Origin of the sequence: Xanthobacter pseudotagetidis (assembly GCF_043194795.2) — a bacterium.
Taxonomy (GTDB): domain Bacteria; phylum Pseudomonadota; class Alphaproteobacteria; order Rhizobiales; family Xanthobacteraceae; genus Xanthobacter; species Xanthobacter tagetidis_A.
This window is the reverse complement of record NZ_CM195534.1, coordinates 4,074,283-4,100,684: the sequence shown is the minus strand read 5'-3', so window position 1 is coordinate 4,100,684 and position 26,402 is coordinate 4,074,283. Positions and strand designations below refer to the sequence as shown.

Here is a 26,402-nt window from a genome sequence, read left to right as displayed (position 1 = left end):
CTTGGGCCGGGGGAGGGTCTGTTCGGAAGTCAGGCGCCGCGGGAGAGCGGCGGATTGGCATAGCCCGGCGTGACGTGGACATCGAGCAGGTAGGGCTTGCCGGCGCGCACGGCGGCAAGGCCGCGCTTGATGGCCTCCTCAAGCTCCGCGACCGTCTTGATGGGGCCTTCGGCCTCCACGCCCTGGCACCGCGCCATGCCCGCGAGGTCCACCACCGGCTCGTCCATGCGCTGGCCGATCCAGCGGTTCTCCGGCGGGCGGCTGCGCGCCTTGGCGACCGCTTCCTGGTGGATCTCGTCGTTGAAGTTGGAGCGGTTGTTGGAGACGATGAACAGCGCCGGGATGCCGTAGTGGGCGGCGGTCCACAACGCGGTGACGCCCTGCAGGAAGTCGCCGTCGCCCAGCACCGACACCACCGGGCGGGCCTCGTCCTTGAGCGCCAGCGCGACGCCGACCGTGAGACCGGGGCCGGCCGCAAGGCCCGCGCCGCCGTCATGGCCCATGAAGTCGTAGGGGTCGCGGAAGTGGTAGGCGTCGCCCGCCCAGCCGATGGTGACGTGGGCAAGGGTGAAGGTCTCCTCGCCCCGGGCCTTGGCGAGCGCGATCTCGATGTCGCGCGGGGCAAGCTCGGTGGCGGCGCCGGCGCTGTAGGCCGGCACCGGATAAGTGTTGCGGCTCGTGCCGTCCCACTTCGCCTTGCCGGCGAGCTTGCGCTCCAGCAGCGCCAGCACGTCCTCCACCACCTCGTCGGCGCCGGCGGCGATCGGCACGTCCACCGGCGGGAGCGCGAAATAGTCCATGCTCCAGCCGCGGTGCAGCGACGCGTCGAGCGTCACGTGGGCGATCTTGGCCGGATAGCTCTCGGTTGAGCGGGTCATCTGCAGCAGGAAGCCGTTGAGGTCCACCCAGTCGAAGGAGACGATCACGTCCGCCTTGCGCACGATCTCCTTGGCGGTGGGGCTCAGCCAGTAGAAGGGCGGCACCACGTGCAGGCCGTGCGCGGTCGGGAACACGGAACGCTCGCGGATCGAGGTCATCACCGAGGCGCCCGACAGCTCGGCGAGGCGCACGCGGCGGTCCCAGGCGACCTGGTCGCGGCCGGCGCGGCCGAACAGGATGAGCGGGTTCTCGGCCTTGGCGAGCATCTCGGCCACGGTCTCGATGTCGGCCGCATTGGCGCGCGGCGTGGCGGCGGGCTGATAGCGCGCGGTGGTGGGGATCGCCACCGGCTCGTCGAGCTTCTGCTCCTGGAGGCCGGCGTCGAGGCAGATATAGACCGGCGCGGTGGGCTGGGCGTTGGTGAGCTGGTTGCCGCGCAGGAAGGCCTCGACGATGCCGTGCGGCGAGCGCGGCTCGTCATCCCACTTGATGTAGTCGCGCAGGAGCGCGCCCTGGTCCTTGGCGGTGTGGATCCAGTCGATCCAGGGGCGGCGCTTCTCGGGCGCGACCGGGCCGGTGGCGCCCACCACGATCATCGGCGCGCGGTCGCACCAGGCGTTGAAGATGCCCATGGAGCCGTGCAGCAGGCCGACGTTCGAGTGCAGCACGCAGGCCATGGCCTTGCCGGTCACCTTGGCATAGCCGTGGGCGATCGAGACCACGTGGTCCTCGTTGAGGCACAGCAGCATCTGCGGCGCCTCGTTGCCCAGATAGTTCACGAGGCTGTCGTGGAACCCGCGATAGCTCGCGCCGGGATTGAGCGAGATGTAGGGGATGTCCAGCTCGCGCAGCATGCGGGCGGCGACGTCGCTGCCCCACTCGGCGTTGTTGGTGGGCGTGACCTTCGGGCGTTCGATGTTCTTCATTCGCTCGTCTTTCTGGACTGGAAGAGGGTGCAATGGACGGGCCAAGCGGCTGACCGCGCGGGCTATCGGGGCGGCAGGCCGGCGGGGGCCGGCAGGCGCAGGGTGGACAAGGCGGTGGAGGGGCCGACCGGTGCCGCTTTGCGCAGCAGATGCGGCCCGAGGCTGCCGAGGGACGGGCAGCCCAGCAGCGCGAGCGTGGTGCGCAGCTCCTCGCCGAGGAGCGCGATGAGGCGCGCGACGCCGGCTTCGCCGCCGGCCGCCAGCGCCGCGCCCTGCGCCTTGCCGAGGCCGACGAGGTCGGCGCCCAGCGCCCGCGCCTTGGCGATGTCGGTGCCGCGCAGGAAGCCGCCGTCGACGAAGACGCGGGCGCGGCCGGCGACCGCGTCACAGATGTCTCCCAGCTGGTCGAGGGCCGCCACCGCATGATCGAGCTGGCGCCCGCCATGGTTGGAGGCATAGACCACGTCGACCCCGTGTTCGGCGCACAGCCGGGCGTCCTCGGCGTCGAGCACGCCCTTGACGATGAGCGGCAGGCGGGTGCGGGACTTGAGCCAGGCGATGGTGTCGAACGAGAGCTGCGCCTGCTCCTCGGCGATCTGCACGTCCTTGCGGTCACCGAGATTGGCGCGGTCCACCGCCTGGGCGGAGGAGTAGCGGTTGACGAGGTCGCGCTCGCGCCGGCCGTAGACCGCGGCGTCCACGGTCAGGCAGAGGGCGGCGCAGCCGGCGGCCTCGGCGCGCGCCACGGTCTCGTCGAGCCAGTCGCGGCCGCCGCGCATGTAGAGCTGGAGCACCAGGATGGCGCCGGGGGCGCTCGCGCGCACCTCTTCCAGGGTGGGCTGGGCCATGATGCTCATGAACATGGGCACGCCGGCCGCTTCCGCGGCGCGGGCGCAGGCCGCGGCGGCCTGCGGATCGAACAGGCGCAGCGATCCCACGGGGGCGAGAAAGAGCGGTAGCGCAATGGGGGTGCCGAGGAAGTCGGCGCCGAGATCGATGCGGGAGACGTCGCGCAGCACCCGGGGCACGAAGGCGAGGCTATCGAGCGCGCGGCGGTTGCGGCACAGGCTGGTCTCCGATTCGGCGCCGCCGGTGAGATAGTCCCAGACCGGCGCGTCGAGCGCGGCATGGGCGCGCTGGAACAACTCGGCGACGGTACGGGGGCGATCCAGCATTGCCATGGGGGCCTTGAACGGGAAATCGAGAGCTGGAGCCTGCCAAGAGGCTACATGTTGAATGTATTTACGTTAAGATTGTCAGACAAAGCTGTCAACGGCATGGGCGCTCAATTTTTGTGCGGGCCATCGGCGGCGGCAACCGGGTGCTTCGGTCGAGCGGAGCATGACGGCAGCGGCAGGCTTCAGCGCCCTGTCGCTCCTTTCACCGCCGTCATTCCCCCGGCTTGTCCGGTGGATCCACGCGGCGGCCGGTCCGGCGCTTCATCTTTCGGCCGCCCACAGGCGGCAGGGTGGATGCCCGGACGAGCCGGGGCATGACAGCGGCTTTCTTGGCTGGCATGGGGCATTTCCCTGCCGCCGCCACCCCACCCCGCCGTCGCTCTCCGGCTTGACCGAAGGCCCATGGACGGCGGCGGCGTGCCCAGCCGCCAGCGGATGGATGCTCCGGTCGAGCCGGAGCATGAAGGCGGTGGGGAGACGGGCGAGGAAAGCGGGGTGGGGGCGGCCTGTCCCCCCAAGGCTTGGGCGCCGGGCGATCACGCGCGGGACGCCACCTTGTCGGGCTCGGGCGTGGCCTCGAAGGCGTGGCGGGCGGCGAGGTGCGCCTGCGCGACGTGGCGCACCGCGGCCGCGCGCGCGGCTTCGGGATCAGCCTTCTCGACCGCCTCGAGGATGGCCTTCATCTCCGCATGGCTCTGCCTGCCCCGTCCAGGCAGCGACATGGAGCGGGCGCGCAGGAAGTTGATGCGCGCGAGCAGGCCCTGGAGCGTCTCCTCGATGATGCGGTTGCCGCACACCCGGGTGATCTCGCGGTAGAAGTCGGCGGTGGAGGCGACCCGGCCGGCGGCATCGTCGCCGCGCACCGCCTTGGCGAAGGCGGACAGGGCGCCCGCCATGGCCTTGATGTCCGCGGGCGTCGCGTTGCGGGCGCACAAGGCGGCGGCCTCGCCTTCCAGCAGCGCGCGCACCTGGTAGATCTCGCCGGCGTGCTCAAGGGTGAGCACCGGCACCTGCGGCCCGCGGTTGGGGATGATGGAGACGAGCCGCTCGGCCTCCAGGCTCCTCAGCGCCTCGCGCACCGAGGGGCGCGAGACCCCGAGCATCTCGCACAGGTCCACCTCCACCAGCCGGTCGCCGGGCTTGAAGATGCCGGCGATGATGGCGGAGCGCAGCTTCTCCACCGCCTGTTGCTGGACGGTTTTCGGCAGGACGCGCAGGTCGGAAGGTCGCACGGTTCAACCTCGGCCAAGCTGGCGCGGACCATGGCGCCGGAACACGGTATAGGTCGCCTTGAACCAGTCGTTGGCCGCAAGGCGCGCCCGCCATTCCGTCCCGCGGGCCTTCTCGCGCTCCGGCGCGGCGAGGGCACGCGAATCGGCAAGATAATGCAATGCCAGATGGGTATAGGGCTCGGGAACCCCATCGGCAACGCGCATGCGCCGCACCATCAGCCAATCCTTGTTCGCCATCAGGAGCGGGATGTGCTCGGTCTCGTACCAGGCGTCGAACTCGGCCTGGGCCTGCGCCGGCACGTTGAACGAGACCGCGTAGAGGACCGGCGCGTCGATGGGATCGAAGGCGCCGGGCTGCACCCGCTCGAAGGTCTCGTCGGCGAGATAGCGGGTGAAGCCGGTCACGTTCTTCAGCATCCAGGCGGTGAGCTCGGAGGGCTGCTCCTTCACCACCTTGTAGGCGGGCGTGGACATGACGCCGAGATGCGCCATCTCGTAGACCGCGAGATAGCCCTTGCCGTCCTCGCGCGCGTAGCGCTGGGCGCTGACGAAGCCCGGGCAGGCCATGCGGATCGGGATGTGCTCCTCGTCGTACCAGCGATGGAACTTGTCCTCGAAGCTGGGGCCGGGCGCCATTTCGGAGAAGAGGATCGACGGCGCTTTCGTTTGCATCACTGATCTTCCGATTGACAAATTGTCTGACAAAGTCATAGTCGCGCGACCGCTGAAGTCAAGCCTTCGAGAGATCCGCATGCAGCTCAATGTGCGCCGAACCATCGTCACCGTCGAAGATCGCAACGAGAGCGAGGGGCGCAAGTCCGCCGCGCCGGTGCGCAAGGTGGCGGTGGTCGCGATCGTCGAAAATCCGCTGGCCGGGAAGGGCTATGTGGAGGATCTGAAGCCGCTGATCGAGGCCAGCGTGCCGCTCGGCCAGTTCGTCGCCAAGCTCGCCGTCGAGGCGCTCGGCCCCCATTCCGCCCAGAGCTACGGCAAGGCCGGCATCGTCGGTCTCGCCGGCGAGCAGGAGCACGCCAACGCGCTGCTCACCACGGTGTTCGCCAACCCGATCCGCGACGCCATCGGCGGCGGCGATGCCTGGATATCGTCCATGACCAAGGTGGCCGCGCCCGGCACCATGATCGACGTGCCCATGAACCACAAGGACGACGTCTACGTCCGCTCCCACTATGACGGCATGTCGCTGGTGGTGCCGGACGGGCCGCAGCCGGACGAGGTGGCGATCATCTTCTGCCTCGCCAGCGGCGGGCGGCTGAACGCGCGCGTGGGCGGGCTGACGCACGACGAGGTGGTGGCGCGCAAGGCCGAGGCGTCCGCCTGAGCGGGGAGGGGGCTGTCATGCGCACCGCGATCGTCAATCTCGGCCGGATCGTCACCGGCGACCTGTCGGCCCCGGTGACATCGGGCGACGGCATCCTCATGGCGGACGGCCGGATCGAGGCGGTGGGCACGCTCGGCGCCGCCGCGGTCGAGGCCTGCGACGTGGTGATCGACGCCGATGGCGCCACCGCCATTCCAGGCCTGATCGATTCCCACGTCCACATCACCTTCGGCGACTACACCCCGCGCCAGAAGACTGTGGGCTTCCTGGAAAGCTACGTCCATGGCGGGGTGACAACCGCCATCAGCGCCTCCGAGGTGCACGTGCCCGGACGGCCCAAGGACGTGGCGGGCGTGAAGGCGCTCGCGGTCGCGGCGATGAAGTGCTTCGAGACCTACCGGCCGGGCGGCATGCGGGTCCATGCCGGCTCGCTGATCCTGGAGCCGGGCCTCACGGAGGCGGACTTCGCCGAGCTGGCGAAGCTCGGCGTGTGGATGGTGAAGGCCGGCTTCGGGGCCTTCGCCACGCCCTACGAGTACGCCCCCCTGGTGGCGATGGCGCGGGCGCACGGCATGGTCTCCATGGTGCACACCGGCGGCTCGTCCATCCCTGGTTCGTCGGGCATCTGGGCCGACCACGTGCTGAAGATCGCGCCCGACGTGTCCTACCACGTGAATGGCGGCCCCACCGCCATTCCGGATGCCGACTTCCCGCGCCTCGTGGGCGAATCGGACGTCGCCATGCAGGTGTGCACCGCCGGCAACCTGCGCACCACGCTCCTGGTCGCCAAGCTGCTCGCCGAGGCCGGGCGCCTCGACCGCCTTCTGGTCGCCACCGACACGCCCACGGGCAGCGGGATCATGCCGCTCGGCATGTTCTACACCTTGAGCCATCTCGCCTCGCTCGGCGGCATGGAGCCGGAGATCGCCATCGCCGCGGCCACCGGCAACAACGCCCGCGTCTACCAGCTGAACAGCGGCATCATCGCGCCAGGCCGGGATGCCGACGTGGTGGTGATCGACGCCTGCGCCGGCGGCTCACGGAACGATGCCCTCGCCGGGCTCGTGAACGGCGATGTTCCCGCCGTGGGCGCGGTGGTCACCGCCGGCGTGCCGCGCGTGGTCGGCCGCTCGCGCAACACGCCCGAGACCATGAAGAAGGTGAGGGTGGCCAGGAACACCGTGCCCCAGGACTTCGGCGCCGCCGCGCACTGAGGACGAGCGGCGCGGGCGACTGCGCCGCCCGGCGTTCCGCGACGGCCTGTCTTCATGCGGTCCGTCATGACCCGGCTTGCACAGGGGGCATCCACTGTGCCCCCTGCTCCTTGCCAAACGGGAGGCCGCTCCCCGCCGCCGCATGGACCCTCCGGACAAGCCGGGGGATGACGGCGGGGCGCGTGGCGGGATGCCGCTTTCGTCGCGAGCCGTCCCCCCCACGACCTCGCCTTCATCTGCCCTGCCGCTCCCGGCCCACTGACCCCGAATGGGGCAGATTGCGCCTTCGCGTTGGCGCGGAACGCGGCGAATGCTGAAAAATTTAGCTTCGATCCGTAGGCATATTGACATCGGCCGGGCGTGCGCATGAAGATTGTCTGACGTTCATATTTTCAGATAACCAGAGGGACCAACACATGAACTGGAAATATGCCCTCGCGCTGCTGCCGGCGCTGCTGGCTCCCGCCGCTGCCGGGGCGCAGGACTTTCCCACCAAGCCCGTGACCCTGGTGGTGCCGTACTCGCCCGGCGGGTCGTCCGACATCATGGGCCGCAGCATCGCGCAGAAGCTCACGGACATGTGGAAGCAGCCGGTGGTGGTAGAGAACAAGCCCGGCGCCACCACCACCGTCGGCGCCGCCTACACCGCCAAGCAGCCGGCGGACGGCTACACCATGATGGTCGCGCCGCCGCCCTTCATCATCACCCAGCACGTCTATCCGGACCTGCCCTACACCACGGCGAGCTTCGAGCCGGTGTCGCTGATCGCCTACTACCCGCTGGTGCTGGTGGTGAACGCGAACCTGCCGATCCACAGCCTGAAGGATCTGGTGGAGTATGCGAAGAAGAATCCCGGCCTCACCTATCCCTCGCCGGGCGCCGGCACGACCCCGCATCTGATCGGCGAGATGCTGGCCCAGAAGGAGAAGATCGACCTCGTCCACGTGCCGTACAAGAGCGGCGGGCAGGGCGTGGTGGATCTCGTGGCCGGCCGGCTCCAGTTCTATGCCGGCGTGCCGACCGAGGTGATGCCGAACATCAAGGCCGGCAAGCTGCGGCCGATCGCGGTGCTGGCCCCGACCCGGTCCGCCCAGCTGCCGGACGTGCCGACCTCCACGGAAGCCGGCTTCCCGTTCCTGCAGGCGCAGTCCTGGACCTCGATAGTGGTGCCGAAGGGCACCCCCAAGGCGGTGGTCGACAAGATGAGCGCCGACATCGCCAAGATCACCGCCGATCCCGAGCTGCGCGCGCGCATGGAGCCTCAGGGCGCCGTGTTCGTGGGCTCGACCCCGGCGGAGCTCGCGGAGTTCTACAAGGGCGAGGACGCGCGCTTCGGACCGCTGGTGAAGGCCATCGGCCTGAAGCCCGAGAAATGACCGCGCCGGCCTCCCCGCCCCGCGGGCGCGCAGCGCCCGTGCGGGCCGGGAGGCCGGTTCCGGTGCCTGACGCATCCGCCTGAGATGGTCCGCGCGCCCCCCGGCCGGGGGCCGGCGGCTTCGCATTGCCCGAACGAGGGCGGTTCGCATCGTGGGCGACCTCCAAAGTCAATCCAGGGAACCGACCATGCTGAAGACCCTCGTTCGCGCCGCCGCGCCGCTCGCCGCGCTCGCGCTCCTTGCCACGGCGCCGGCCGCCTCGGCCGAGGACTGGCCCAACAGGCCGGTGCACCTGATCGTCCCCTTCGCGCCCGGCGGCGTCACCGACATCGCGGCGCGGGTGGTGGGCGCCAAGCTCACCGAGATCTGGGGCCAGCAGGTGGTGGTGGAGAACCGGCCCGGCGCCGGCGGCACCATCGGCGTCGACGCGGCGGTGCGGTCGGCGCCCGACGGCTACACGCTGCTGATGGCCACCAACGGCGAGATCACCATCAATCCCGCGCTCTACAAGAACCTGACCCACGATCCGCAGGCGGATCTCATCCCCATCGCCATGGTCACCAATACGCCGCTGCTCTGGGCCGCGAACGTGAACGCGCCCTACGGCTCGCTGGTGGAGTTCATCGCCGCCGCGAAGGCCAAGCCCGGCGACATCGCCTATTCCTCGCCCGGCGCCGGCACCATGAACCACCTCACCGCCGAGTGGTTCGCCATGATCACCGGCACCAAGCTGCTGCACGTGCCCTACAAGGGCGGCGCGCCGGCGGCCGCCGCCATCGCCGGCGGCGAGGTGCCGGTGAGCGTGCTCGCGGTCTCCTCGGCGCTGCCGCACGTGAAGTCCGGCAAGGTGAAGGTGCTCGGCATGACCACCAAGGACCGCACCAAGCTTGCCCCCGACTGGCCCTCCGCCAGCGAGGCCGGGATCGCCGATTTCGACGCCTCGATCTGGGTCGGCCTGTTCGCGCCCAAGGGCACGCCCGCCGACATCGTTGCCAAGGTGGCGAAGGACCTGAAGGCGGCGCTCGCCGATCCCGCCGTGGTGGCGCGCCTCAACACCGCCGGCGCCGAGGCGGCGGGGATCGACGGCGAGGCCTTCCTCGCCCGCATCAGGGCCGACACCGCGCGCTATGCGAAGATCATCAAGGCGGCCGGGATCGAGATCAACTGACCGCCAGGCGCCCCGGCGGCTGCGCCGGGGCGCGGTTTAAGCCGTTCCCATGCCCCGGCGGCTGCGCCGGGGCGCGGTTTCGGCCATTTCCATGCCCCGGCGGCAGCGCCGGGGCACGGTTTCAGGGCGTCAGGCGGCGATCTCGGGCTGCGGCAGCCCGGCGCCGGCGAGGTCCCTGAAGCGCGCGAGGGTGTGCCGCGCCCAGTGGGCGGAATCGTAGCGGCGCACCTGCTCCAGCATCGCCGCCAGCCGCTCGCCTTGCTCCTCGGGCGACATGTCGAGCGCCTGGTCGATGGCCGAATCCATGTTGCGGTTGGAGTAGGGGTTGGCCATCACCGCCGTTGGCAGCTCCACCGCCGCGCCGGTGAATTCGGACAGCACCAGCGCCCCGGACTTCATGTCGGCGCGGGCCGCCACATATTCCTTGGCGACGAGGTTGAGCCCATCGCGCAGCGGCGTGATCCAGCACACATCGGCGCAGCGATAATAGGCGACCAGCTCCTCGAACGGGATCGCCGAGGTGAACAGCACCAGAGGCTGCCAGGAGAAGGTGGCATACCTGCCGCTGATCCGGCCGGCGATCTGCTCGATCTCGCGCTGCACGGTCCGGTAGGCCGCCATGCCCGCATTGGCGGACACCGAGGTGACCATGAGCTGGACGTTCTCGCGCAGCTCCGGGCGCCGCCCCAGCAGCCGCTCATAGGCGAGCAGCAGGTCACGCGTGCCCTTGGTGTAGTCCGAGCGGCCCACCGAGACGATGAACTTCCGACCGCCGAGCGCGGCGCGGATATCCGCCTCGCGGGCGTGGGTCGAGGGGTTCCGGCACAGCTCGTCGATGAAGCCGGCATTGGTGCCCACAGGCAGCGCCTCGATGGCGATCTCGCGCCCCTCATAGCCGATGCGGGTGGGAACCTGCGGCACCGAGAGCGCCATGCCATAGGGCGAGAGGCCGTCGCCCACCGGCACCTCCTCGATCATCTCCACCTTCTTCAGGCTGCGCGCGGTGGAGACGAAGTTCATGGCGTAGCGCGGCACGTGGAAGCCCACGAGGTCGCAGGCGAGCAGGCTCTCGATGATCTCCGCCCGCCAGGGCAGGATGTTGAACATGCTCGGCTCCGGGAAGGGCGTGTGGTGGAAGAACGCCACCTTCACGTCCGGCCGGAACTGCTTCACGTAGCGCGGCACGAGCCACAGATTGTAGTCGTGGACCCAGACCACCGCATTCTCCGCCGCCTCCGCCACCGCGGCCTCGGCGAACAGCCAGTTCACCTCCCGGAAGGTCTCCCAGTCCACCGGATCGTAATTGTACTTCTCCGGAAAGGAATGGAGGATCGGCCAGAGCGCCTCCTTCGAGGTGACGTGGTAGAAGCTGCGCACCTGGTGGGCGGTGAGAGGCAGGCGCGAGACGTTGTAGCTGCCGTACGAATCCTCGATCCGCACCACCCGCTCGAAGCGCTTCTGCGCCTTCGGGTCCACCTGCTTCCAGGCGACCCACGCGGCCTGATCGACGGCGCCGAAGAAGCTCTTCAGGGTCGGCACGATGCCGTTCGGGCTGGCATGCTCCCGGTAGGTGGTCTTACCGTCCTCCACCACCTCCTCGTAGGGCTGCCGGTGGTAGACGATCACGAGGTCGGATTTCTTCATTTCGCTCCCCCTTCCATGAAGCCGAGACGCGCGAGCGCGTCGGCGATCCCGGCGGCGCCGGGAAGCCGGCTGAGATAGACGTTGGGCCGGTCCGCGACCGCGCGGACGAGGGCGGGCTCGGAATTGCCCACGGCGACGCCGGCATAGGGCGTGCGGAACAGGGACAGGTCGTTCATCGTGTCGCCCGCGCACAGCACCGCGTCGGGCGCGACGGCGAGGTGCGCGACCAGCCGCACCAGCGTCGGCCCCTTGGAGACGCCGCGCGGCAGCACGTCGAAGAAGGTGTCCGCGGAGGTGAGGCAGTCGAAGCCGGCCGCCTCGACCTTCTCCCGCGCGCTCGGGCGCAGGACGCCGGGGTCGTAGAGATAGCTCATGCGGTAGCGGAATTCCGTGGGCTGCGGCGTCAGGCCGGGCTCCTCCTCCAGCATCGCACGCACCCGAGCCCCGGCATCGTCCCAGGCCTCGGCGATGGGCCGCTCCAGCTCGGTCAGCGGGTGGAGGCCGGGCCCGCCGGCGACGGTGGTGCCCACGTCGCCGACGACGAAGTCGGGGCGTGGCACGCCGCGCGCGGCCAGATCGCGCACGAAGGGCAGGTCGCGGCCGGTGACGAACACCAGGGTGAGGTCCTGCCGGTGGGCCTCGATCCACCGGTAGAGATCCGCGCGCTGGGCGTCGCTGCCGCCGAGGAAGGTGCCGTCGAGGTCGGTCGCGAGAACGAGCGGCCCGCCTGCACGCCGCATCAGGACTGCTCCTGGACGCGGGCGGGGAGCGCATCCGCGGCGCCGGGCGGGCGCGGCAGGTCGAGCGCGATGCCGCGCGGCTCCGCCCGCAGCGGCCGGTCGAGCAAAGCGGCCATGGCCTCGCCGATGGGCATGCCCTCCATCACCGCGCGCACGGCCTCGCAGATCGGCATGTCGACGCCGAGCCGGCGCGCGAGGTCGGTGACGGAGACCGCGTTCTCCACTCCCTCGACCACCACCGGCCGTCCGTCGAACATGTCGGCCGGGGTGCGGCCCATGGCGAGGCCCATGCCGTAGCGCATGTTGCGCGACTGCTCGGACGAGCAGGTCAAGGTGAGGTCGCCCACGCCGGCGAGGCCGGCGACGGTCTCGCGCTGGCCGCCGAGGGCCTCGCACAGGGCGGCGATCTCGGCCAGCCCGCGGGTGATGACGGCGGCACGCGTGTTGGCGCCGAAGCCGAGGCCGCTCGCCATGCCGCTCGCGAGCGCCAGCACGTTCTTCACCGCCCCGCCCACCTCGACGCCGGTCACGTCCTGGCTCACGTAGGGCCGGAAGGCCTGGCTGGCGAGCGTCACGGCGACGCGCGCGGCGAGCGAGGCCTCGCCTTCGGCGCCCACGTCGCGCGAGGCGACGGTGACGGCGGTGGGGTGGCCGGCGGCCACCTCATGGGCGAAGGTCGGCCCCGAGAGCACGGCGATGGGCGATCCCGGCAGCTCGCGCGCCGCCACCGCCTCGAGCAGAAGGCCGGTGCCGCGCTCGATGCCCTTGGCGCAGATGACGATTGGCACGCCGCCCGGCAGCACGTCGGCCAGGCTGCGGCAGGCGGCGCGGAAATGCTGGGACGGCACCACCAGGAGGATCGCGTCCGCCATGCGGGCCGCATCGGCGAGGACGCAGGTGGCGCGGATGGCGCCGGGCAGGCGCACGCCGGGCAGGAAGGTGCCGTTGACGCCGGTGCGCGCGATCGCCTCGGCGACGTCCGGCTCGCGCGCCCACAAGGTCACGCCACGGGCGGCGCGGACGGCGGTCACGGCGAGCGCGGTGCCCCAGGCGCCGGCGCCGATGACAGCGAGACGCGCGAAGGCGCGACGGTCCCGGGGAGGCCAGTTGTCCGGATGATGCATCATGGGCGGTCCATCTCTCCTGTTTCATCCGCCGCGGGGCGTGGGCCGCCGCGGATCGGTGTGCGGGGCCGGCCGGCGGCCCGCAGGGAGGGGAGAACGACTGGAGGCCCGATCCACCCGCCGTGCGGGAGGATCGCGGAGGCCATTGCCATCAATAACCTGGACACAGGCCGGCACGGGCATGCCGGCCCCAAGGTGATGCAGAGACGTCTTGCTTTATCCCTGCGCCCGGCCCGACAAGACTGCAATCAAGCGCGATCACATCGAAGCACAATGTGCTTCGCATGGGCCAATTGATGAAGTCATTCCCCCGGCGGTGCGATAATCAGCACTGGTGACGCTGCAACACACAGGCGCCAGAAGACGCGGCAGCGGCGCGAACAGAGGCTCGTAGCCTCCAGTAGGTCGCGATATCTACCGCATCGCTCGCGGAAAGTCCAGTCCGTGGCGAAATTGGGGCTTCAGCCCGGCGGCACGGCGCCCGGTCCCGCCCGTTTCCTGGGCGAGGGGCAGCCCCCGGCGCGGCGGTCCTGCCGCGCGCGTGTCAGATCAGCTTGAGGCCCTTCAGGCTCGCATGGCCTTCCTTGCCGACGATGATGTGGTCGTGGACCTCGATGCCCAAGGGCTTCGCCACGTCGATGATCTTGCGCGTCATGTCGATGTCGGCGCGCGAGGGCGTCGGGTCGCCCGAAGGGTGGTTGTGGCACACCCGAAGCGGCTTCATAACATGATGAAATTGATTTAATTTTTCCAGAACCATGAGTGAGTGGTGCCGGGGAGTGGGGTATGTCTGCAATGCTCGATCGTGATCATCACGAGCAATCATCGACATGCTCGTTGACGCGCTGTGAAGCACGGCATTGAACCCTGTTCCTTTCGTCCCACGCTTCAAGCGCGTCGATCGGATAGAGGACGGCCTTGCCGATTTTAACGAACGACGGGCCAATTTTCATGGCACGCCAATTTCGAAGTGTTCCTACGGACACGCCTCCGCGATAGCGCTCGCTAACCTCTTCGGGCGTGAAAAATTTGGTCTCGGACATACTGCCTCCTGCGAGAGGCGGCGCGCCAGCGTTGCACCGCCGATCATGGCGTAATTGTCGAGCGCGAGGTGTTTCCTCTGAGCGTGGCCGTCATTTAGGATCACCGACGGTCTTGGCAGTCTCCGGCGGCTCACGCTGTTGCACGGGTATCGATGCAACAAGAGCAGGCGAGGAGGGAAGGCCTTTTCGAAAGGCGTAGGTAGGAGGGCTATCTGCGGATAAAAATAGGTGGGTGCACTACCGGATTCAGCGCGCCGGTTATCTTCGATGGCAGGGATCGACCGTTGCTCTCCGAAGGCGGAGGCCACACGCTCGAATCGTGTCGGGTGCGCCATTGCAATCAGGGATTGCTTCGGCGATTGGGCGAAAAGTTCGCATCCAAAGAGCGCACTACCTTGCCAAGGTTGGGGTCGAGGGCTCGAATCCCTTCGCCCGCTCCAGTTTTATCAGTAAAATCAAAAGCTTAAGTTGCGCTGCGAAATCGGCCCATCTTGGTTACGTGGGCATGCGCACCACCGACGTTTCCCACTTCAAGATCAGATAGATTGCTTTTCGAAGGCACAAACAACATATTATATTCGTGTATGTAATATTATTATAATAAATAACTGTTATTTCGGCTGACTCCCTATTCCGCATCGTCGTTGGCGCATTGAGAATTTCAAACGCTTCATCGGCCGCCGGCCCATCCTCGCCGCGGGCAACTCGGACGGTGACCTCCAGATGCTGCAATGGACGACGTTGAACGAGGGCCCGCGCCTTGGCCTCATCGTCCACTAACCGACGGGGAGCACGGGTGGGCATACGATCGCGAAGCCCTGTCGGCCGGCTCGACAAGGCGCTGGACGAGGCGCCCCGGCGCGGCTGGACCGTGATCGACCTGAAGCGCGACTGGAAGACCATCCATCTATCCAGCCAAGGGATGAAGAACACCGGATGGCTGTCTCATTATCGTGCCGAGCTTGATCGTTGCAGCATAAGGCCGAAGTGTTGGCTGTTGTCGCGCAGGAACGTGCCGGAGAGGCGGCGGATCTCGACGTCATCCATCGACGATAAGGATGTGGCCTTCGAGGAACACTGCGGCTTAGACAAAACGCAAATCATGTACTCGATACCATGGGGTTCGTTCGGCCGAGATGGGGGCTTGCCCCTCTGCTCCATGGTGACGACGCGCGTCGGGCTCAGGCCGTGGCGTTCTCGTAGATGTCCTCTTCCTGCGCATTGTGCATGCGCACCAGCGCCTCGATGGATTCCACCATGCGCTGCGCGTCGCGGATGAGGTAGCGGTCCGTATCGGCGGCGGACAGGTTCTCCGCGAGGCGGCTCAGCAGACGCGCGAGATGGAGGATCTCGCGATGGGCGCGGCTCATGGCGGCGAGGCTGTCGCCGTCGTGCAGGGCGGCACGCAGCTGCGGATAGACGTTGTCCTCGTCCAGCCGTTCGTGAGCCGTGATCCTGGCGGTCACCAGCGCGCTGGCTTCCCGGATGAGGGAAACGGCGGCAGCGCCGGTTGTGTCGTCCAGGGCATCGGCGATCTCCCGCATCCGGTCGAGGGGCGCCTCCAGCTCGCGGTGGCCCTGCTGAAGGGCCAGGGTGACGTCCGGCTCAAGTGCGCGATGGCCGAGGCCGCGGCTCGCCGTCAGGGCGCGCAGGGCGTTGAGGATGACGGCCACATCAATGGCCTCCTGGGTCAGGGCGCCGGCCACCGGCGGCAGCCAGCCGAAAGCCGCCGCGATCATGGCGACGCCGGAGAGCCCCATGCCGACGCCAATGCTCTGCAGGGCGATGCGCCGCGTGCGCCTCGCGATGGCGACCGCGTCCGACACCCGGTCCAGCCGGTCCACGAGGATGACGGCGTCCGCGGCCTCGGATGAGGCGCTCGCGCCGCGCGCGCCCATGGCGATGCCCACGCCGGCGGCGGCCAGGGCCGGGGCATCGTTGATGCCGTCGCCGACCATCAAAGTGGGGTTGAGCCGCTGCTCCACCGCAACGGCCTCCAGCTTGTCGCCGGGGCTGCGGTTGGCGAGGACGCAATCGAGGTCCAGCGCGGCGCCGATGGTCTCCGCCGCCTCCGCATTGTCGCCGGTCAGCATGACGATGCGCGCCACCCCCGCGGCCCGCAGGGACTGGATCGCGCGCGGCGTCTCCAGCCGCAGCTCGTCAGCGAGCAGTATGGCGCCCTTCACCTTCCCGTCCACGGACACGAAGACGCTGAGTGCCGACCGCCATGCCGCCCGCCTCAGCGCCCGCAGCGCCCACGGCTCGGGCTGGCGGGTGCCGCAGACGAGATCGTGGGAGCCCGCCTTTACCAGACGTCCGCCGACACGGCCCTCCAGGCCGGATCCCATGGTCTCGCGCACCGCCTCCGGCGGGTCGAGCGCGATGCCCCTCCCGCGGGCCGCCGAGACGATGGCTGCCGCCACCACATGGTGCGAGGCCTGCTCCAGAGAGGCCGCGAGGCGCAGGATCTCGTCCGGGCTCTCGCCGGGCGCCACCTCCACCGCGACGAGACGGGCGCCGCCCACCGTCAGCGTGCCGGTCTTGTCGAGCACCACGGTGTGGGTGCGGGCCAGAGCCTCCAGGGCTGCGCCTCCCTTCACCAGAATGCCGAGCCGCGCCGCCCGCGCGACACCGGCGATGAACGCCACCGGGGCGGCCAGGATCAACGGGCACGGTGTCGAGGCCACCAGCACGGCGAGGGCCCGCACTTCGTCGCCGGACAGTGCCCAGGCGAGCCCCGCGAGGATCAGGGTCGCCGGCAGCAGCAGCAGGGCATAGCGGTCGGCGAGGCGGATGAAGGGGGACTTGGCGGTCTGCGCGGCCGTCACCATCCGGACGATGCCCGCATAGGTGCTGTCGCCGGCGGCGGCGGTGGCGCGGATCTCGAATGTCTCGCCGGCATTTATGGTGCCGCTGAACACCGGCGCGCCGCCCGCCTTGCCCACCGGCATGGGCTCACCGGTCAGGGCCGCCTCATCCACCGTGGCGGTGCCGGCCGCGAGGAGGCCGTCCACCGGGATGACCTCGCCGGCATGCACCACCAGCAGATCGCCGCACGCGACGGTGTCGACGGGGATATCGGCGATGGCGTCGCCATCGCGGCGGTGGGCGATGCGGGGCGCGCGATCGACCAGCGACCGCAAGTCCCGCTCCGCCCGTGCGACGGCGATGTCCTCCAGCAGGTTCCCGCCGGCATACATCACGGCGACGACCGAACCGGCAAGGCTCTCGCCGAGCGCGAGCGCCCCGCTCATGGACAGCAGCGCCACCGCGTCGACGCCCATGCGCCCGGCGGCGAGATCCCTCGCGATGGAGACGGCGAGCCAGACGATGACAGGGAGTGTGCCGCCGGTCCAGATCCAGGCAGCCAGCGCCGCGTCCCCGAGCCACCAGGCTGCAACGCCACCGATGAGGCCAAGCAGGGCACCCCCCGCAAGGCTCCGGCGCAGAACACGCTCGCCAAGGAAACGTCCCATCCGTGCCCCGTGCCGACGCACACCCAGCCGAAGAGGAGGTTAATCCGATGATCCGGCACGCACCATGGCGCTGTGGCCGCAGTCCTTCGATATGCGGACGGGCTGACGATGTCCTGACGTGACCCATCCTTCGCACGCATCGGGGGCGCCCCCTTTCGGCATGCGCGCGCAGCTTTGCCCGTCAGGCTTTGGTCAGCCGCGATGGTTAAGAGACGTGCTGGCGGGATGGCGTTGGTCCATCGCGTCCCGCAGCATGAGGAAAACCCGATGATCCGCAGACTTTTCGTCGCTGCCGCGGCCTTGAGCCTTGCCTCCTCCACGGCTCTCGCCAGCCCGACCTGCACCAGGGAGCCGCAGGACAAGTGGCTCAGCGAAGAGGCCATGAAGCAAAAGATCAGCCAGATGGGCTTCAAGAACATCAAGGTGTTCAAGAAGACCAGCTCGGGATGCTACGAAATCTATGGATACAATGCCGATAGACGCAAGGCAGAAGTCTACTTCAATCCTGTGACCGGCGAGATCGTCGAGAACAACGTGGACTGAACCATGGCCATGCTGCCCTCTCGATCCGAAGCATCGGCGCGCGCCGCCGCGCACGTCCGCTATACGGTTCCGGTGTGGGATCCGCTGGTGCGGATCTTCCACTGGACGGTGGTGCTCGGCGTCGTGCTCAACAGTTTCGTGCTGGAAGACGGCAAAGCGCTCCACCGCTACGTGGGCTACGCCGTCGCTGCCCTGCTTGCCGTTCGCGTGGTGTGGGGCTTCATCGGCACCGTTCATGCCCGGTTCCGCGATTTCGTTCCGTCCCCGCGGACCTTCGCCGACCATCTGCGCGCGGTGCTCGACCGGCGTGACCGACGCTATGTCGGCCACAATCCCGCCGGGGCGGTGATGATGCTCCTCCTCATGGCTCTGCTCGCCGCCACCTGCCTCACCGGCTGGATGCAGACCCTCGATGCCTTCTGGGGCAAGGAGTGGGTGGAGGAGGCCCATGAGATCGCCGCCAACCTCATTCTCGCCATGGCAGCGGTGCACGTGCTCGCCGCCATTGCAGAAAGCTTGGCACACCGGGAAAATCTGGTGCTCGCCATGATCACGGGGCGCAAGCGCCGCGCCCGCGGAACGGATGTCGACCATGCGGGTTCTGCTCGCGGAGGATAACCCCCGGCTCGCGATCCTGATCGCGGAGGGCCTGGAGGCCGAGGGCTTCGTGCTCGACCGCTTCGCCTCCTTGAGCGTCGCCTGGGAAAGCATGGCGGTGACGCCTTACGACCTCCTGCTCATCGACCTCGGCATGCCCGACGGCGACGGTGTGGATTTCATCCGCGCCGTCCGGCGGACGGGGAGCGGCGCTCCCATCCTGGTGATCACGGCCCGCAATGGTCTCGGCGACCGGGTGGGCGGCCTTGATTCGGGAGCCGACGACTATCTGGTGAAGCCGTTCGACATGGCGGAGCTGGCGGCGCGCTGCCGCGCTTTGCTGCGCCGCCCCGGGGGGTGCCTCGGCATCGTCCTGAGCCTGAGAAACCTCGATTTCGATACCGTGGCGCGCGAGGTGCGCGTCGGCGGCCGCGTGATCCACGTGCCGCCGCGGGAGCGGGACCTGCTGGAACGCCTGATGCGGCGGGCCGGGCATGTGGTGAGCAAGACCAGCCTCGAAGAGGCCATGTACGCCCTTTCGTCCGAGGTTACGCCCAACGCTCTGGAGGCGGCGGCCTCGCGCCTGCGCCGGCGCCTTGGCGCCGCCGGAGCGGACGTGATCCTGCACACCGCCCACGGCGTCGGCTACATGCTGGTGCCGGCACCGCATCCCGCCGATGCCGGCGCGGAACGGGAAGCCCCATGACCGCGAGCCGCCCGCCCGTCGTGCCGCGCAGCCTCTTCTTTCGCCTCTCGGTGCGCCTCGCTCTGGTGGGGCTCGTCTTCCTGGTGGTCGAGCTGCTCGTCGTCGTGCGGATGTATGTCAACAATCCCAACGAGCTCGACCACCTGCTCGTGACCGCGGAGGCGGACCGGATCGCCCGGGAGATCCCGCAGATGAGGGGGGCCGCCGGCAACCCGGTTTCGGAAGACCTGCAATATCCGCTCGCCTCCGGCACACGGCGGGCCTTCCTGATCCACGAGCGCGGCGGCGCGGTGGTGGCGCGGTTCGACGACGCCAGCCTGAAGATCGCCGACGAGCCGCCCCTGTCGTTCCTGGTCATCCGGACCCAGCGCGAGAGCTGGGACAGCCGCTTCCTGCTTACCGGCACCCGCCGCGTCGAGGTCGGACGGCATCCCTACTGGATCACGGTGGCCATCGCCGGCGAGGGCTTCCGGCCGTTCGTGCCGGTCATCTTCAACGAGATCCGCTTCCACGTGATCTTGCCGCTCATCCTGCTCTCGCTCATGTTCCTCCTGTTCAATTTCAGCGTGGTGCGCACCACGCTGAAGCCGCTCGAGACCACCATCGCCGCCATCGACCGGATTGATCCGGCCCAGGTGTCCACGCGGATCGCGGCGGAGCCCTCCCTGCGGGAGGTGCAGGCGCTGGTGACGGCGGTCAACGCCATGCTGGCGCGCATCGAGCGCTCCGTGTGCGCCCTGAGGGATTTCGCAGGGGATGCGGCCCATGAGCTGCGCACCCCGCTCGCCATCATGATGCTGAGCATCGGCAAGCTGCCGGACAGCGTCGAGAAGGCAAAGCTCGTGGCCGACGCGCAGCGCATGAAACGCCTTGTAGACCAGATGCTCGACATGTCGCACGCGACCGCATTGGAACTCGCGCCGGATGCCCAGGCCGATCTCGGCGCCATCGCCCGCGAGGTGGTGGCCGAGCTGACGCCGCTCGCGGTCATGCGCGGTCGAACCATCGCCTTTCGGGACGCGGGAGCGGCGCGCGTGCACGGCCACGGCGACGCCATCAGCCGGGCGTTGCGGAACCTTGTGGAAAATGCTTTGGCCCACACGCCGGCGGGCACCGCCGTCGAGGTGACTACGGGCCCTGGGGGCCAGTGCGCGGTGCGCGACCATGGCCCCGGCATCCCCCCGGAGCGGCGCGGCGACGTGCTGGAACGCTTTCGGCGCCTGGACAAAAGTGCTTCGGACGGGGCGGGGCTGGGCCTCGCGATCGTCTCCACCACCATGGAGCTGCACAACGGCGATGTCCGGATTGAGGACGCACCCGGCGGCGGGGCGCTCATGCGTCTTATCTTCCCGCGCGGGTGAGCCTCAACGCATTGGCGAAGAGCTCCCCGAGTTCGGCCCATCGTCAGGCTTTTGTCAGAGCGCTCATGCTATCGAGCTGTCGATGAGCCGTTGTTCTGATGAAAGCTGATATCCAGTCAGGAGATTGATCGTGAAATTCTCCCGAAGCCTCCTCGTTGCCAGCGCGATTGCTGGCCTCATGCTCCCCGCACTATGCGCCGTTGCCGCTACATCTGAGACAGAAACTGTTATCAACGGACTGGACTACGGCCCACTCGCCAAGTTCGTCGGGACCTGGAAGACTCAGGACGACGAAGGATTGGACGTGGCTCCCGGCCGGGAAGGTTCCGAAGTGGGTAAAGGAGGCGGTGCTGCTTCGCCTTATTACGAGACCATACGATTCACGCCAGCTGGCGATGCCACAAACGCGAGCAGCCAGCATCTGACGGCAATTTTTTATCACCAGATGGTTTTCCGCAAGAGCGACAAGAAACAGTTTCACGACCAAGTCGGGTATCTCATTTACGACAAGGCAAATCAGACAATATATAACTCGTTTTGCATCCCCAGGGCTGTGTGCGTTGTGGCAACGGGAAAGCCGGATACCACGCTTACCCTGACGGCCCAGAACGTGGGCATCGGCCAATCAGACTATATGGCAGCGAACGACAAGACGGAAAAATTCACTGTCACTTATGAGCTGTCTGGAAATACCATGCAATACACGCAGGAAACGATCCTGCATGTGTATGGTAAGCCATTCACCCATACCGATATCAGCACGCTCACGCGGGTCAAAGAGTAAGAGACGGACGGTCTCATACGACCTTTCCTGATATCAGCCTGCCGCCCGAATTTGGCGTACCGGCACTGTCTGCCGAAGGACTTGAGAGATTGCGGAGTCGCTTAGTCGAGCGCAGCCGCGAAATTCGTGCCGCCGATCGCGGCGCCCTGCGACTCGATGTCGTTGCCGCAGGGCGCTCGCGCGGATCGGACACCGGAAGATCGCGGAGCCGGTCTTCTCAATCGCTTCCACCGCCTGGACCGAAGCCGGCCCGACGGTGCCGGGCCGAGGCTCGCCATCGTTTCCACCATCATGACACTGCACGGCGGAGCCGTGCGCGTCGAGGACGCCCCCGGCCGCGGTGTGCGCATCCGCCTCGTTTTTCCGAAGACGGATCGGTGACACGAGCCTGAACGCATGCATTGCGAGTGTGCCGAGGCCCCTCACCGCATGTCGAAGAGTTCCTGGTGGAAGCGCTTATCCACCGGGAAGCCCTCGGTGGCGAAATCGGCCCGCAGCGCCGCCCCGAAGCCGGCCGGGCCGCAGAACCAGATGCTGGCCTCCCGCCAGTCCGGCACCGCCTCGCGGATGCGGGCGCCGGTCAGTCGGCCATCGCGCGCGTCGATCAGCAGATGCAATTGTACCTGGGCAGCTCTGGCATCCTCGGCGAGCTTTGCAAGCGCCACCTCGTCCACATCGCTGGTAGTGTGGAACAGATCGGCGACCTGGCCCTCCGGCCAGTCGGGCGCCTCGCCGCGCAAGGCCATGTGCTTCATGCGCGCGATGAACGGCGTGATACCGATGCCGCCACCGATCCAGATCTGGCTGCGGCAATCGTCGTCGAAGGTGAAGCAGCCATATGGCCCCTCCACCCGCACCTCCTGGCCCACCTTGAGCCGCTCCTTTAGCCCCCTGGTGTGGTCGCCCAGTTCCTTGGTCACGAAGGTGATCCGCGGATGGTCCGGGTGCCAGCCGGAGGCGATGGTGTAGGGATGCGCGCCTTCGGAGGCATCCGACATGGCGAAGGCGAATTGTCCGGGACGGTGGCCCGGCCAGCCGGCGGGCACGTCGATGACGGTCTCGAGCGCCTTCACGCCCGGATAATAGGTGAGTTCGGCGATGCGTCCCTTCACCTGCCGCGCTGCGCCGACGTGGCGCAGCAGCACCACCCCGGCCGAGAAGGTGCCGCCGGCCAGCAGCACCGCCATCGCGGCGCCGAGCGGCGTCATCCAGTCGGCGAAGGTCAGGAGCACCACCGAGTGGAACATCAGCACCAGATAAGCGAGCGCCAGCAGGCGATGGGTCTTGTAGAACCAGCGGTAGGGAAAGGCCCGGACCAGCGCCAGCGCGATCAGCGCCACAACTGCATAGAAAGCCCATTCGCCCACTCCCTCGGCGGTGCCGCGCAGGCTTGAGAAGGCGGCCTCCACCTGGTTTCCGATGGGCGGGCGGTCCCCACGGGCGGGCCGCTCCAGAAAGCCCCAGCCCACGGCCCACTTCGGCCCCTGCGTCCACAGCCAGTGGATGATAGCGACGATGAGCGCCGTGATGCCGAGCCATTTGTGGAGCCGGTACATCTTGTCGAGGCCGCCCATCCAACGCTCGGGCCAACGCGGACGCAGCGCCAGCATCATCGCCACGCTCATGAGCGCGATGGCGAGCACGCCCGTGTACTGCACGGCGGCCGCCCGTATCGCGAAGAACCCGGCTGACTGGAACACCCCGGGCTCAGCCGCGACCCACAGCAGCGATACGACGGCGAGGATGCCAACAAGGACCTGCTTGATGTGTCTCATGTCTCCCGTTCCCTTTCACACCCCGACGGTTCTGCATTGATCCTGAGCGGGCACCTCCATCGGGAAGAACACCCGGAAACGGCAGCGGCCGCATTGAGAGGACGCAAGGGAATGGACCCGGGGGCAGGATTGCGCCGCCAGTCCATGCGGCATGGTTGGTCACGGCCATGTCGACACCACCTCTCCGTCGCTCCCGACGAACAGCGCGGCGAGGCCGAGCCGGCGGGCGAGGGCCGGGCCGTCCTGCGCACCGCGCACCAACAGAGCCGTCGCCCAGGCATCGGCGGCCATACAGGTGTCGCTGAGCACGGTGACGGCGGCGAGGTCGTTCTCCAATGGCGCGCCGCGAGAGGGGTCCATGGTGTGGGAGAGCCTCCTGCCCGCCACCTCCACCTGATGGCGATAGCTGCCCGAGGTGGCGACGGCGGCACCGGACAGCTCCAGCACCCCGAGGACTTCCCGCACGCCCAGGGCCGGTGTCTCGTGGGCGACCGCCCAGGGTCGGCCATCCGGCTTCGTGCCCGCCGCGCGCATCTCCCCGTCGACGCCCACGAGCCAGGAGGACAGGCCCGCCTCCGTCATCTCCCGCGCCAGCTCGTCCACGCCGAAGCCCTTGGCGATGCCGGACAGATCGAGCCGCAGCGGCGCCAGCCGGCGCGCGCGGCAGCCTGCCGGATCGAGCTGCAGGGTCTTCGGCGGCTCGAAGGAGGGACGCCCCGCAAGCGCAGCGATGCGTCCGCCGTCGGGCACGCGCGTGCCGCACCCGAAGCCCCAGGCCTGGACCAGATCGCCCACGCCGATGTCGAACGCGCCCCCCGACAGGCGGCCGATCTCGAGAGCCGCAGCGAGCACGCCCATCAGCTCGCAGGGAATGGCCACCCAGGTGCCGAGGGGGGCGGCGTTGAGCTGCTCCAGGTCGGAATCCGGCCGCCAGGTGGACATCTGGCGCTCGACACGGTCGAGGGCGCCCTGAAGGCGGCGGGTGAGCGCCACCTCGTCCACGCCGCCTGCGGCGAAAAACACCGCCGACCAGCGCGCGCCCATGGCGGGGCCGCTCAGGGCGTGGCGGCGGAGCTCCGGCGCGCCTTGAGCTGAATCAGTAGACATCTTCGACATAGCGTCCACACGACTTGAGGGTGGGAAGGTCGAGCCCGAGCGGGCGCACCACCGGATCGAGCGCACGGGTGACGGCCTCGGCCATGTCGCGGCCGCCGCACACCAGGATCTGCGCGCCCTGCCGCACCAGCTCGCGCAGGCGGGGCGCGTCGGCGGCGATGCGATCCTGCACATAGGCGCCCCCTTCCGGGTCGCGCGAGAAGGCGGTGCGCAGCGAGGTGAGGCGCTTTTCCGCCAGATGCTGCGCCAGCTCGTGCGCGTAGAGGAAGTCGGACGCGGCGCTGCGCCCGCCCCAATACAGATGCACGGGCCGCCCCGCCGCATTGGCGCGCACGAAGCCGGCGAGCGGGCCGATGCCGGCCCCGGCACCGATGAGGATGAGCGGCGCGCGGCCTTGCGCCGGACGGAAGGCCGGATTCTCGCGAATGAAGGCGTTGATGGTGCCGCCGGGCGCGAGGCCATGCAGGAAGGTGGAGCACAGCCCGCCGGCGCGCAGGCGAACGCAGATCTCCAGCACCCCATCGCGGGTGGACGAGGCGAGCGAATAAAAGCGCGGCATGGCATCCCCCGGCGGCACGATGCCCACGAGGTCTCCCGCCTCGAAGGCGGGCAGGCGGCCCGGCGCGCCGGTGCGCGGCTCTTGCGGCGCCTGAAAGCGCAGGATCGCCACCGGCGTGCCCACCGCCTCGCCGTACAGCTCGCGCCCGGCGAGGACGAGGGGCGTCGTTTTCGGCGGCTCGGCCACGTGGGAGAGTTCGAGGTCGTGCCCCAGCGCGGCGCCGAGGTCGCGCCCCCATTGGGCGAATTCCTGGGGCGAGCGCCGATCCACCCGCTTCATGGGGAGGAGGCGGGGGCACCCCCTCGCGTCCAGAGCGTCCGCGACTTCCTGGGCGAAGCGGCAGAAACGCGGAAAGTTGCGATCGCCGAACCCGAGCACCGCCGCAGGCGGGCGCCCCGGCAGGCGCGCGAGGCGGGCGAGGAAATGATGGGCCGAGGCGGGAGCCGCGCCCTCGCCATAGGTGGCGGTGAGGACCAGGAGGCGCTGCGCGCCAAGGTGCGCCGCGCTCACCTCGTTCATGGCGGCGGTGTGCACAAGGTGCCCGGCGGCGGTGAGGGCCGCGTGCAGGTTGGTCGCGAAGCCCCAGGTGGAATTGCCCTCGCTGCCCACCAGGATCACGGTGTCGGCGCGCCGCGCGGGGACGTTGGCGGCGATGCGCGGGCGGGCGGCGCGCCGGCGGGCCCACAGCACGAGGCCGGTGGCCGCAAGCACCGGGACCGCCGTCGAGGCGAGGCCCAGCACGAGGGCGAGCATCCAGGCGCCGCGCCCGGTGTGGAGGGTGCGGATGACGTCGTTGACCCGATCCACCATCGTTGCCGGGGTGACGGCGAGGGTGACGCCGGTGGCGGCATCGACCAGGCTCTCGCCCGCGGCGGTGCGGAGGGTGAACACGTCCGTGGGGTCCGAAGGATCGGGGAAGCCGAGCTCGCGCAGGTCCTGAAGCGGCACCGCCTTCAGCGCGGCGAGCGTGCCCACCGGCGCCGGCGTGCCGCCGCTCGGGGTGACGGCGGGGGTGATGGCCGGCGTCTCCAGGATGAGGCCGAAGGTCCCCGCGGACATCCACAGCCCGGTGAGGGACGACAGCAGGAGGCCGGCGACGGCGAGCCGCCCCAGCTCGCCGTGCCAGCGCTGCGCCGGGGTGCCGCGGATGGGCCGCAGCAGCGCCCGTGCGCCGCCGAGCCGGCGGGCGAGCAGCGCCGCGCCGGACACGCTTAGCGCCAGCATGGCTAGCGCGCCGATGCCCGCCGCCGCCCGGCCCGCATCGCCCGCCAGGAAGGAACGGTGGAGATCGGTGATGAAGCGTGTCGTCCTGGAGACCTGGTAGGGGCCCAGCCCCGCGCCGGTGGCCGGATCGACCCGCTCCACGCCCCGCGCGCCGCCGTCGTCGAACGCCACCGTGATGCTGCCATCCGCCCGCTGGCGGATGGCGCTGAGGCCCGGATGGCGCGCGGAGACCTGCGCGGCGAGATCCGCGACACTGGCCGCGAACGGGATCGCGGGCGCCGCGAGGCGGTCGAGCGCCGGCTGCACCGAGAGCGCCGCGCCGGTGACGGCAGTCACGATGAGGCCGAGCGCGAGCACGAGGCCCGGCAGCGCATGAAGGCGGCGAAGCATGGGATGTA

At 69.1% G+C, this 26,402-nt stretch carries 21 protein-coding genes and 2 pseudogenes; 10 read left to right on the top strand and 13 right to left on the bottom strand.

Annotated elements, in window-relative coordinates; all coding sequences use genetic code 11:
• Positions 1 to 29: 29 nt before the first annotated feature.
• The 4 genes from V5F67_RS18845 to V5F67_RS18830 all read right to left on the bottom strand — a co-directional run bounded on the left by V5F67_RS18845 (position 30) and on the right by V5F67_RS18830 (position 4,887).
• Positions 30 to 1,805 (bottom strand): thiamine pyrophosphate-binding protein, encoded by a 1,776-nt coding sequence (locus tag V5F67_RS18845; RefSeq protein WP_394020753.1) that lies wholly within the window; start codon positions 1,803 to 1,805, stop codon positions 30 to 32.
• A gap of 62 nt (positions 1,806 to 1,867) precedes the next feature.
• On the bottom strand, positions 1,868 to 2,986 hold the full coding sequence (locus V5F67_RS18840; protein WP_394020754.1) for an alpha-hydroxy acid oxidase: 1,119 nt from the start codon (positions 2,984 to 2,986) through the stop codon (positions 1,868 to 1,870).
• Between the two features lie 533 nt (positions 2,987 to 3,519).
• On the bottom strand, positions 3,520 to 4,215 hold the full coding sequence (locus V5F67_RS18835; protein ID WP_394020755.1) for a GntR family transcriptional regulator: 696 nt from the start codon (positions 4,213 to 4,215) through the stop codon (positions 3,520 to 3,522).
• A gap of 3 nt (positions 4,216 to 4,218) precedes the next feature.
• Entirely contained in the window at positions 4,219 to 4,887 is a 669-nt protein-coding gene (locus V5F67_RS18830; RefSeq protein ID WP_394020756.1) for a DUF4286 family protein, read from the bottom strand.
• A 79-nt stretch (positions 4,888 to 4,966) separates the two neighbouring features.
• Between V5F67_RS18830 and V5F67_RS18825 the strand changes: the two genes are divergently transcribed.
• The 4 genes from V5F67_RS18825 (at position 4,967) to V5F67_RS18810 (ending at position 9,312) form a co-directional block, all read left to right on the top strand.
• Complete coding sequence (locus V5F67_RS18825) at positions 4,967 to 5,554, top strand: amino acid synthesis family protein (protein WP_394020757.1); 588 nt, start codon at positions 4,967 to 4,969, stop codon at positions 5,552 to 5,554.
• A 17-nt stretch (positions 5,555 to 5,571) separates the two neighbouring features.
• A complete protein-coding gene (locus V5F67_RS18820; protein WP_394020758.1) occupies positions 5,572 to 6,768 on the top strand; it encodes an amidohydrolase family protein in 1,197 nt (398 codons plus the stop codon).
• Between the two features lie 416 nt (positions 6,769 to 7,184).
• Positions 7,185 to 8,144 (top strand): Bug family tripartite tricarboxylate transporter substrate binding protein, encoded by a 960-nt coding sequence (locus V5F67_RS18815; RefSeq protein ID WP_394020759.1) that lies wholly within the window; start codon positions 7,185 to 7,187, stop codon positions 8,142 to 8,144.
• Between the two features lie 187 nt (positions 8,145 to 8,331).
• Positions 8,332 to 9,312, top strand: a complete 981-nt coding sequence (locus V5F67_RS18810; RefSeq protein WP_394020760.1) for a Bug family tripartite tricarboxylate transporter substrate binding protein — start codon at positions 8,332 to 8,334, stop codon at positions 9,310 to 9,312.
• Between the two features lie 129 nt (positions 9,313 to 9,441).
• On the opposite strand, the gene ggpS is transcribed toward V5F67_RS18810, so the two are convergent.
• The 5 genes and pseudogenes from ggpS to V5F67_RS18785 form a co-directional block, all read right to left on the bottom strand.
• Positions 9,442 to 10,956 (bottom strand): glucosylglycerol-phosphate synthase, encoded by a 1,515-nt coding sequence (ggpS, locus tag V5F67_RS18805; RefSeq protein WP_394020761.1) that lies wholly within the window; start codon positions 10,954 to 10,956, stop codon positions 9,442 to 9,444.
• Positions 10,953 to 11,696 carry an HAD family hydrolase gene (locus V5F67_RS18800; RefSeq protein WP_394020762.1) on the bottom strand — a complete coding sequence of 248 codons (744 nt, stop codon included), beginning with the start codon at positions 11,694 to 11,696 and terminating at the stop codon, positions 10,953 to 10,955. Before V5F67_RS18800 ends, ggpS begins: the two co-directional genes overlap by 4 nt.
• Positions 11,696 to 12,823, bottom strand: a complete 1,128-nt coding sequence (locus tag V5F67_RS18795) for an NAD(P)H-dependent glycerol-3-phosphate dehydrogenase (RefSeq protein WP_394020763.1) — start codon at positions 12,821 to 12,823, stop codon at positions 11,696 to 11,698. Before V5F67_RS18795 ends, V5F67_RS18800 begins: the two co-directional genes overlap by 1 nt.
• 541 nt (positions 12,824 to 13,364) lie before the next feature.
• Positions 13,365 to 13,523, bottom strand: a pseudogene (locus V5F67_RS18790) (JAB domain-containing protein); the annotation flags it as partial.
• Positions 13,524 to 13,632: 109 nt separating this feature from the next.
• On the bottom strand, positions 13,633 to 13,863 hold the full coding sequence (locus V5F67_RS18785) for a helix-turn-helix transcriptional regulator (RefSeq protein ID WP_394020764.1): 231 nt from the start codon (positions 13,861 to 13,863) through the stop codon (positions 13,633 to 13,635).
• 666 nt (positions 13,864 to 14,529) lie between these two features.
• Between V5F67_RS18785 and V5F67_RS18780 the strand changes: the two are divergent.
• Positions 14,530 to 14,770: pseudogene (locus V5F67_RS18780) on the top strand (haloacid dehalogenase-like hydrolase); the annotation flags it as partial.
• A gap of 274 nt (positions 14,771 to 15,044) precedes the next feature.
• Here V5F67_RS18780 and V5F67_RS18775 read toward each other — a convergent pair.
• Complete coding sequence (locus V5F67_RS18775; RefSeq protein WP_394020765.1) at positions 15,045 to 17,339, bottom strand: heavy metal translocating P-type ATPase; 2,295 nt, start codon at positions 17,337 to 17,339, stop codon at positions 15,045 to 15,047.
• Positions 17,340 to 17,540: 201 nt separating this feature from the next.
• On the opposite strand from V5F67_RS18775, the gene V5F67_RS18770 reads away from it, so the two are divergent.
• From V5F67_RS18770 to V5F67_RS18750, 5 genes are all read left to right on the top strand, one after another.
• Positions 17,541 to 17,882, top strand: a complete 342-nt coding sequence (locus V5F67_RS18770) for a PepSY domain-containing protein (protein ID WP_509210585.1) — start codon at positions 17,541 to 17,543, stop codon at positions 17,880 to 17,882.
• A 3-nt stretch (positions 17,883 to 17,885) separates the two neighbouring features.
• On the top strand, positions 17,886 to 18,500 hold the full coding sequence (locus tag V5F67_RS18765; protein ID WP_394020767.1) for a cytochrome b/b6 domain-containing protein: 615 nt from the start codon (positions 17,886 to 17,888) through the stop codon (positions 18,498 to 18,500).
• Positions 18,475 to 19,185, top strand: coding sequence for a response regulator transcription factor (locus tag V5F67_RS18760; protein ID WP_394020768.1), 711 nt, complete (start codon positions 18,475 to 18,477; stop codon positions 19,183 to 19,185). The genes V5F67_RS18765 and V5F67_RS18760 overlap by 26 nt, the downstream gene beginning before the upstream one ends.
• Positions 19,182 to 20,546: a sensor histidine kinase gene (locus V5F67_RS18755; RefSeq protein ID WP_394020769.1), complete on the top strand. Its 1,365-nt coding sequence runs from the start codon at positions 19,182 to 19,184 to the stop codon at positions 20,544 to 20,546. The genes V5F67_RS18760 and V5F67_RS18755 overlap by 4 nt, the downstream gene beginning before the upstream one ends.
• A gap of 124 nt (positions 20,547 to 20,670) precedes the next feature.
• Complete coding sequence (locus V5F67_RS18750; protein ID WP_394020770.1) at positions 20,671 to 21,330, top strand: heme-binding beta-barrel domain-containing protein; 660 nt, start codon at positions 20,671 to 20,673, stop codon at positions 21,328 to 21,330.
• Between the two features lie 422 nt (positions 21,331 to 21,752).
• Here V5F67_RS18750 and V5F67_RS18745 read toward each other — a convergent pair whose 3' ends face one another.
• From V5F67_RS18745 to V5F67_RS18735, 3 genes are all read right to left on the bottom strand, one after another.
• Entirely contained in the window at positions 21,753 to 23,105 is a 1,353-nt protein-coding gene (locus V5F67_RS18745) for a ferredoxin reductase family protein (protein ID WP_394020771.1), read from the bottom strand.
• A 159-nt stretch (positions 23,106 to 23,264) separates the two neighbouring features.
• Positions 23,265 to 24,221 carry an FAD:protein FMN transferase gene (locus tag V5F67_RS18740; protein WP_394020772.1) on the bottom strand — a complete coding sequence of 319 codons (957 nt, stop codon included), beginning with the start codon at positions 24,219 to 24,221 and terminating at the stop codon, positions 23,265 to 23,267.
• Positions 24,202 to 26,394 (bottom strand): PepSY domain-containing protein, encoded by a 2,193-nt coding sequence (locus tag V5F67_RS18735; protein WP_394020773.1) that lies wholly within the window; start codon positions 26,392 to 26,394, stop codon positions 24,202 to 24,204. The genes V5F67_RS18740 and V5F67_RS18735 overlap by 20 nt, the downstream gene beginning before the upstream one ends.
• Positions 26,395 to 26,402 lie beyond the last annotated feature (8 nt).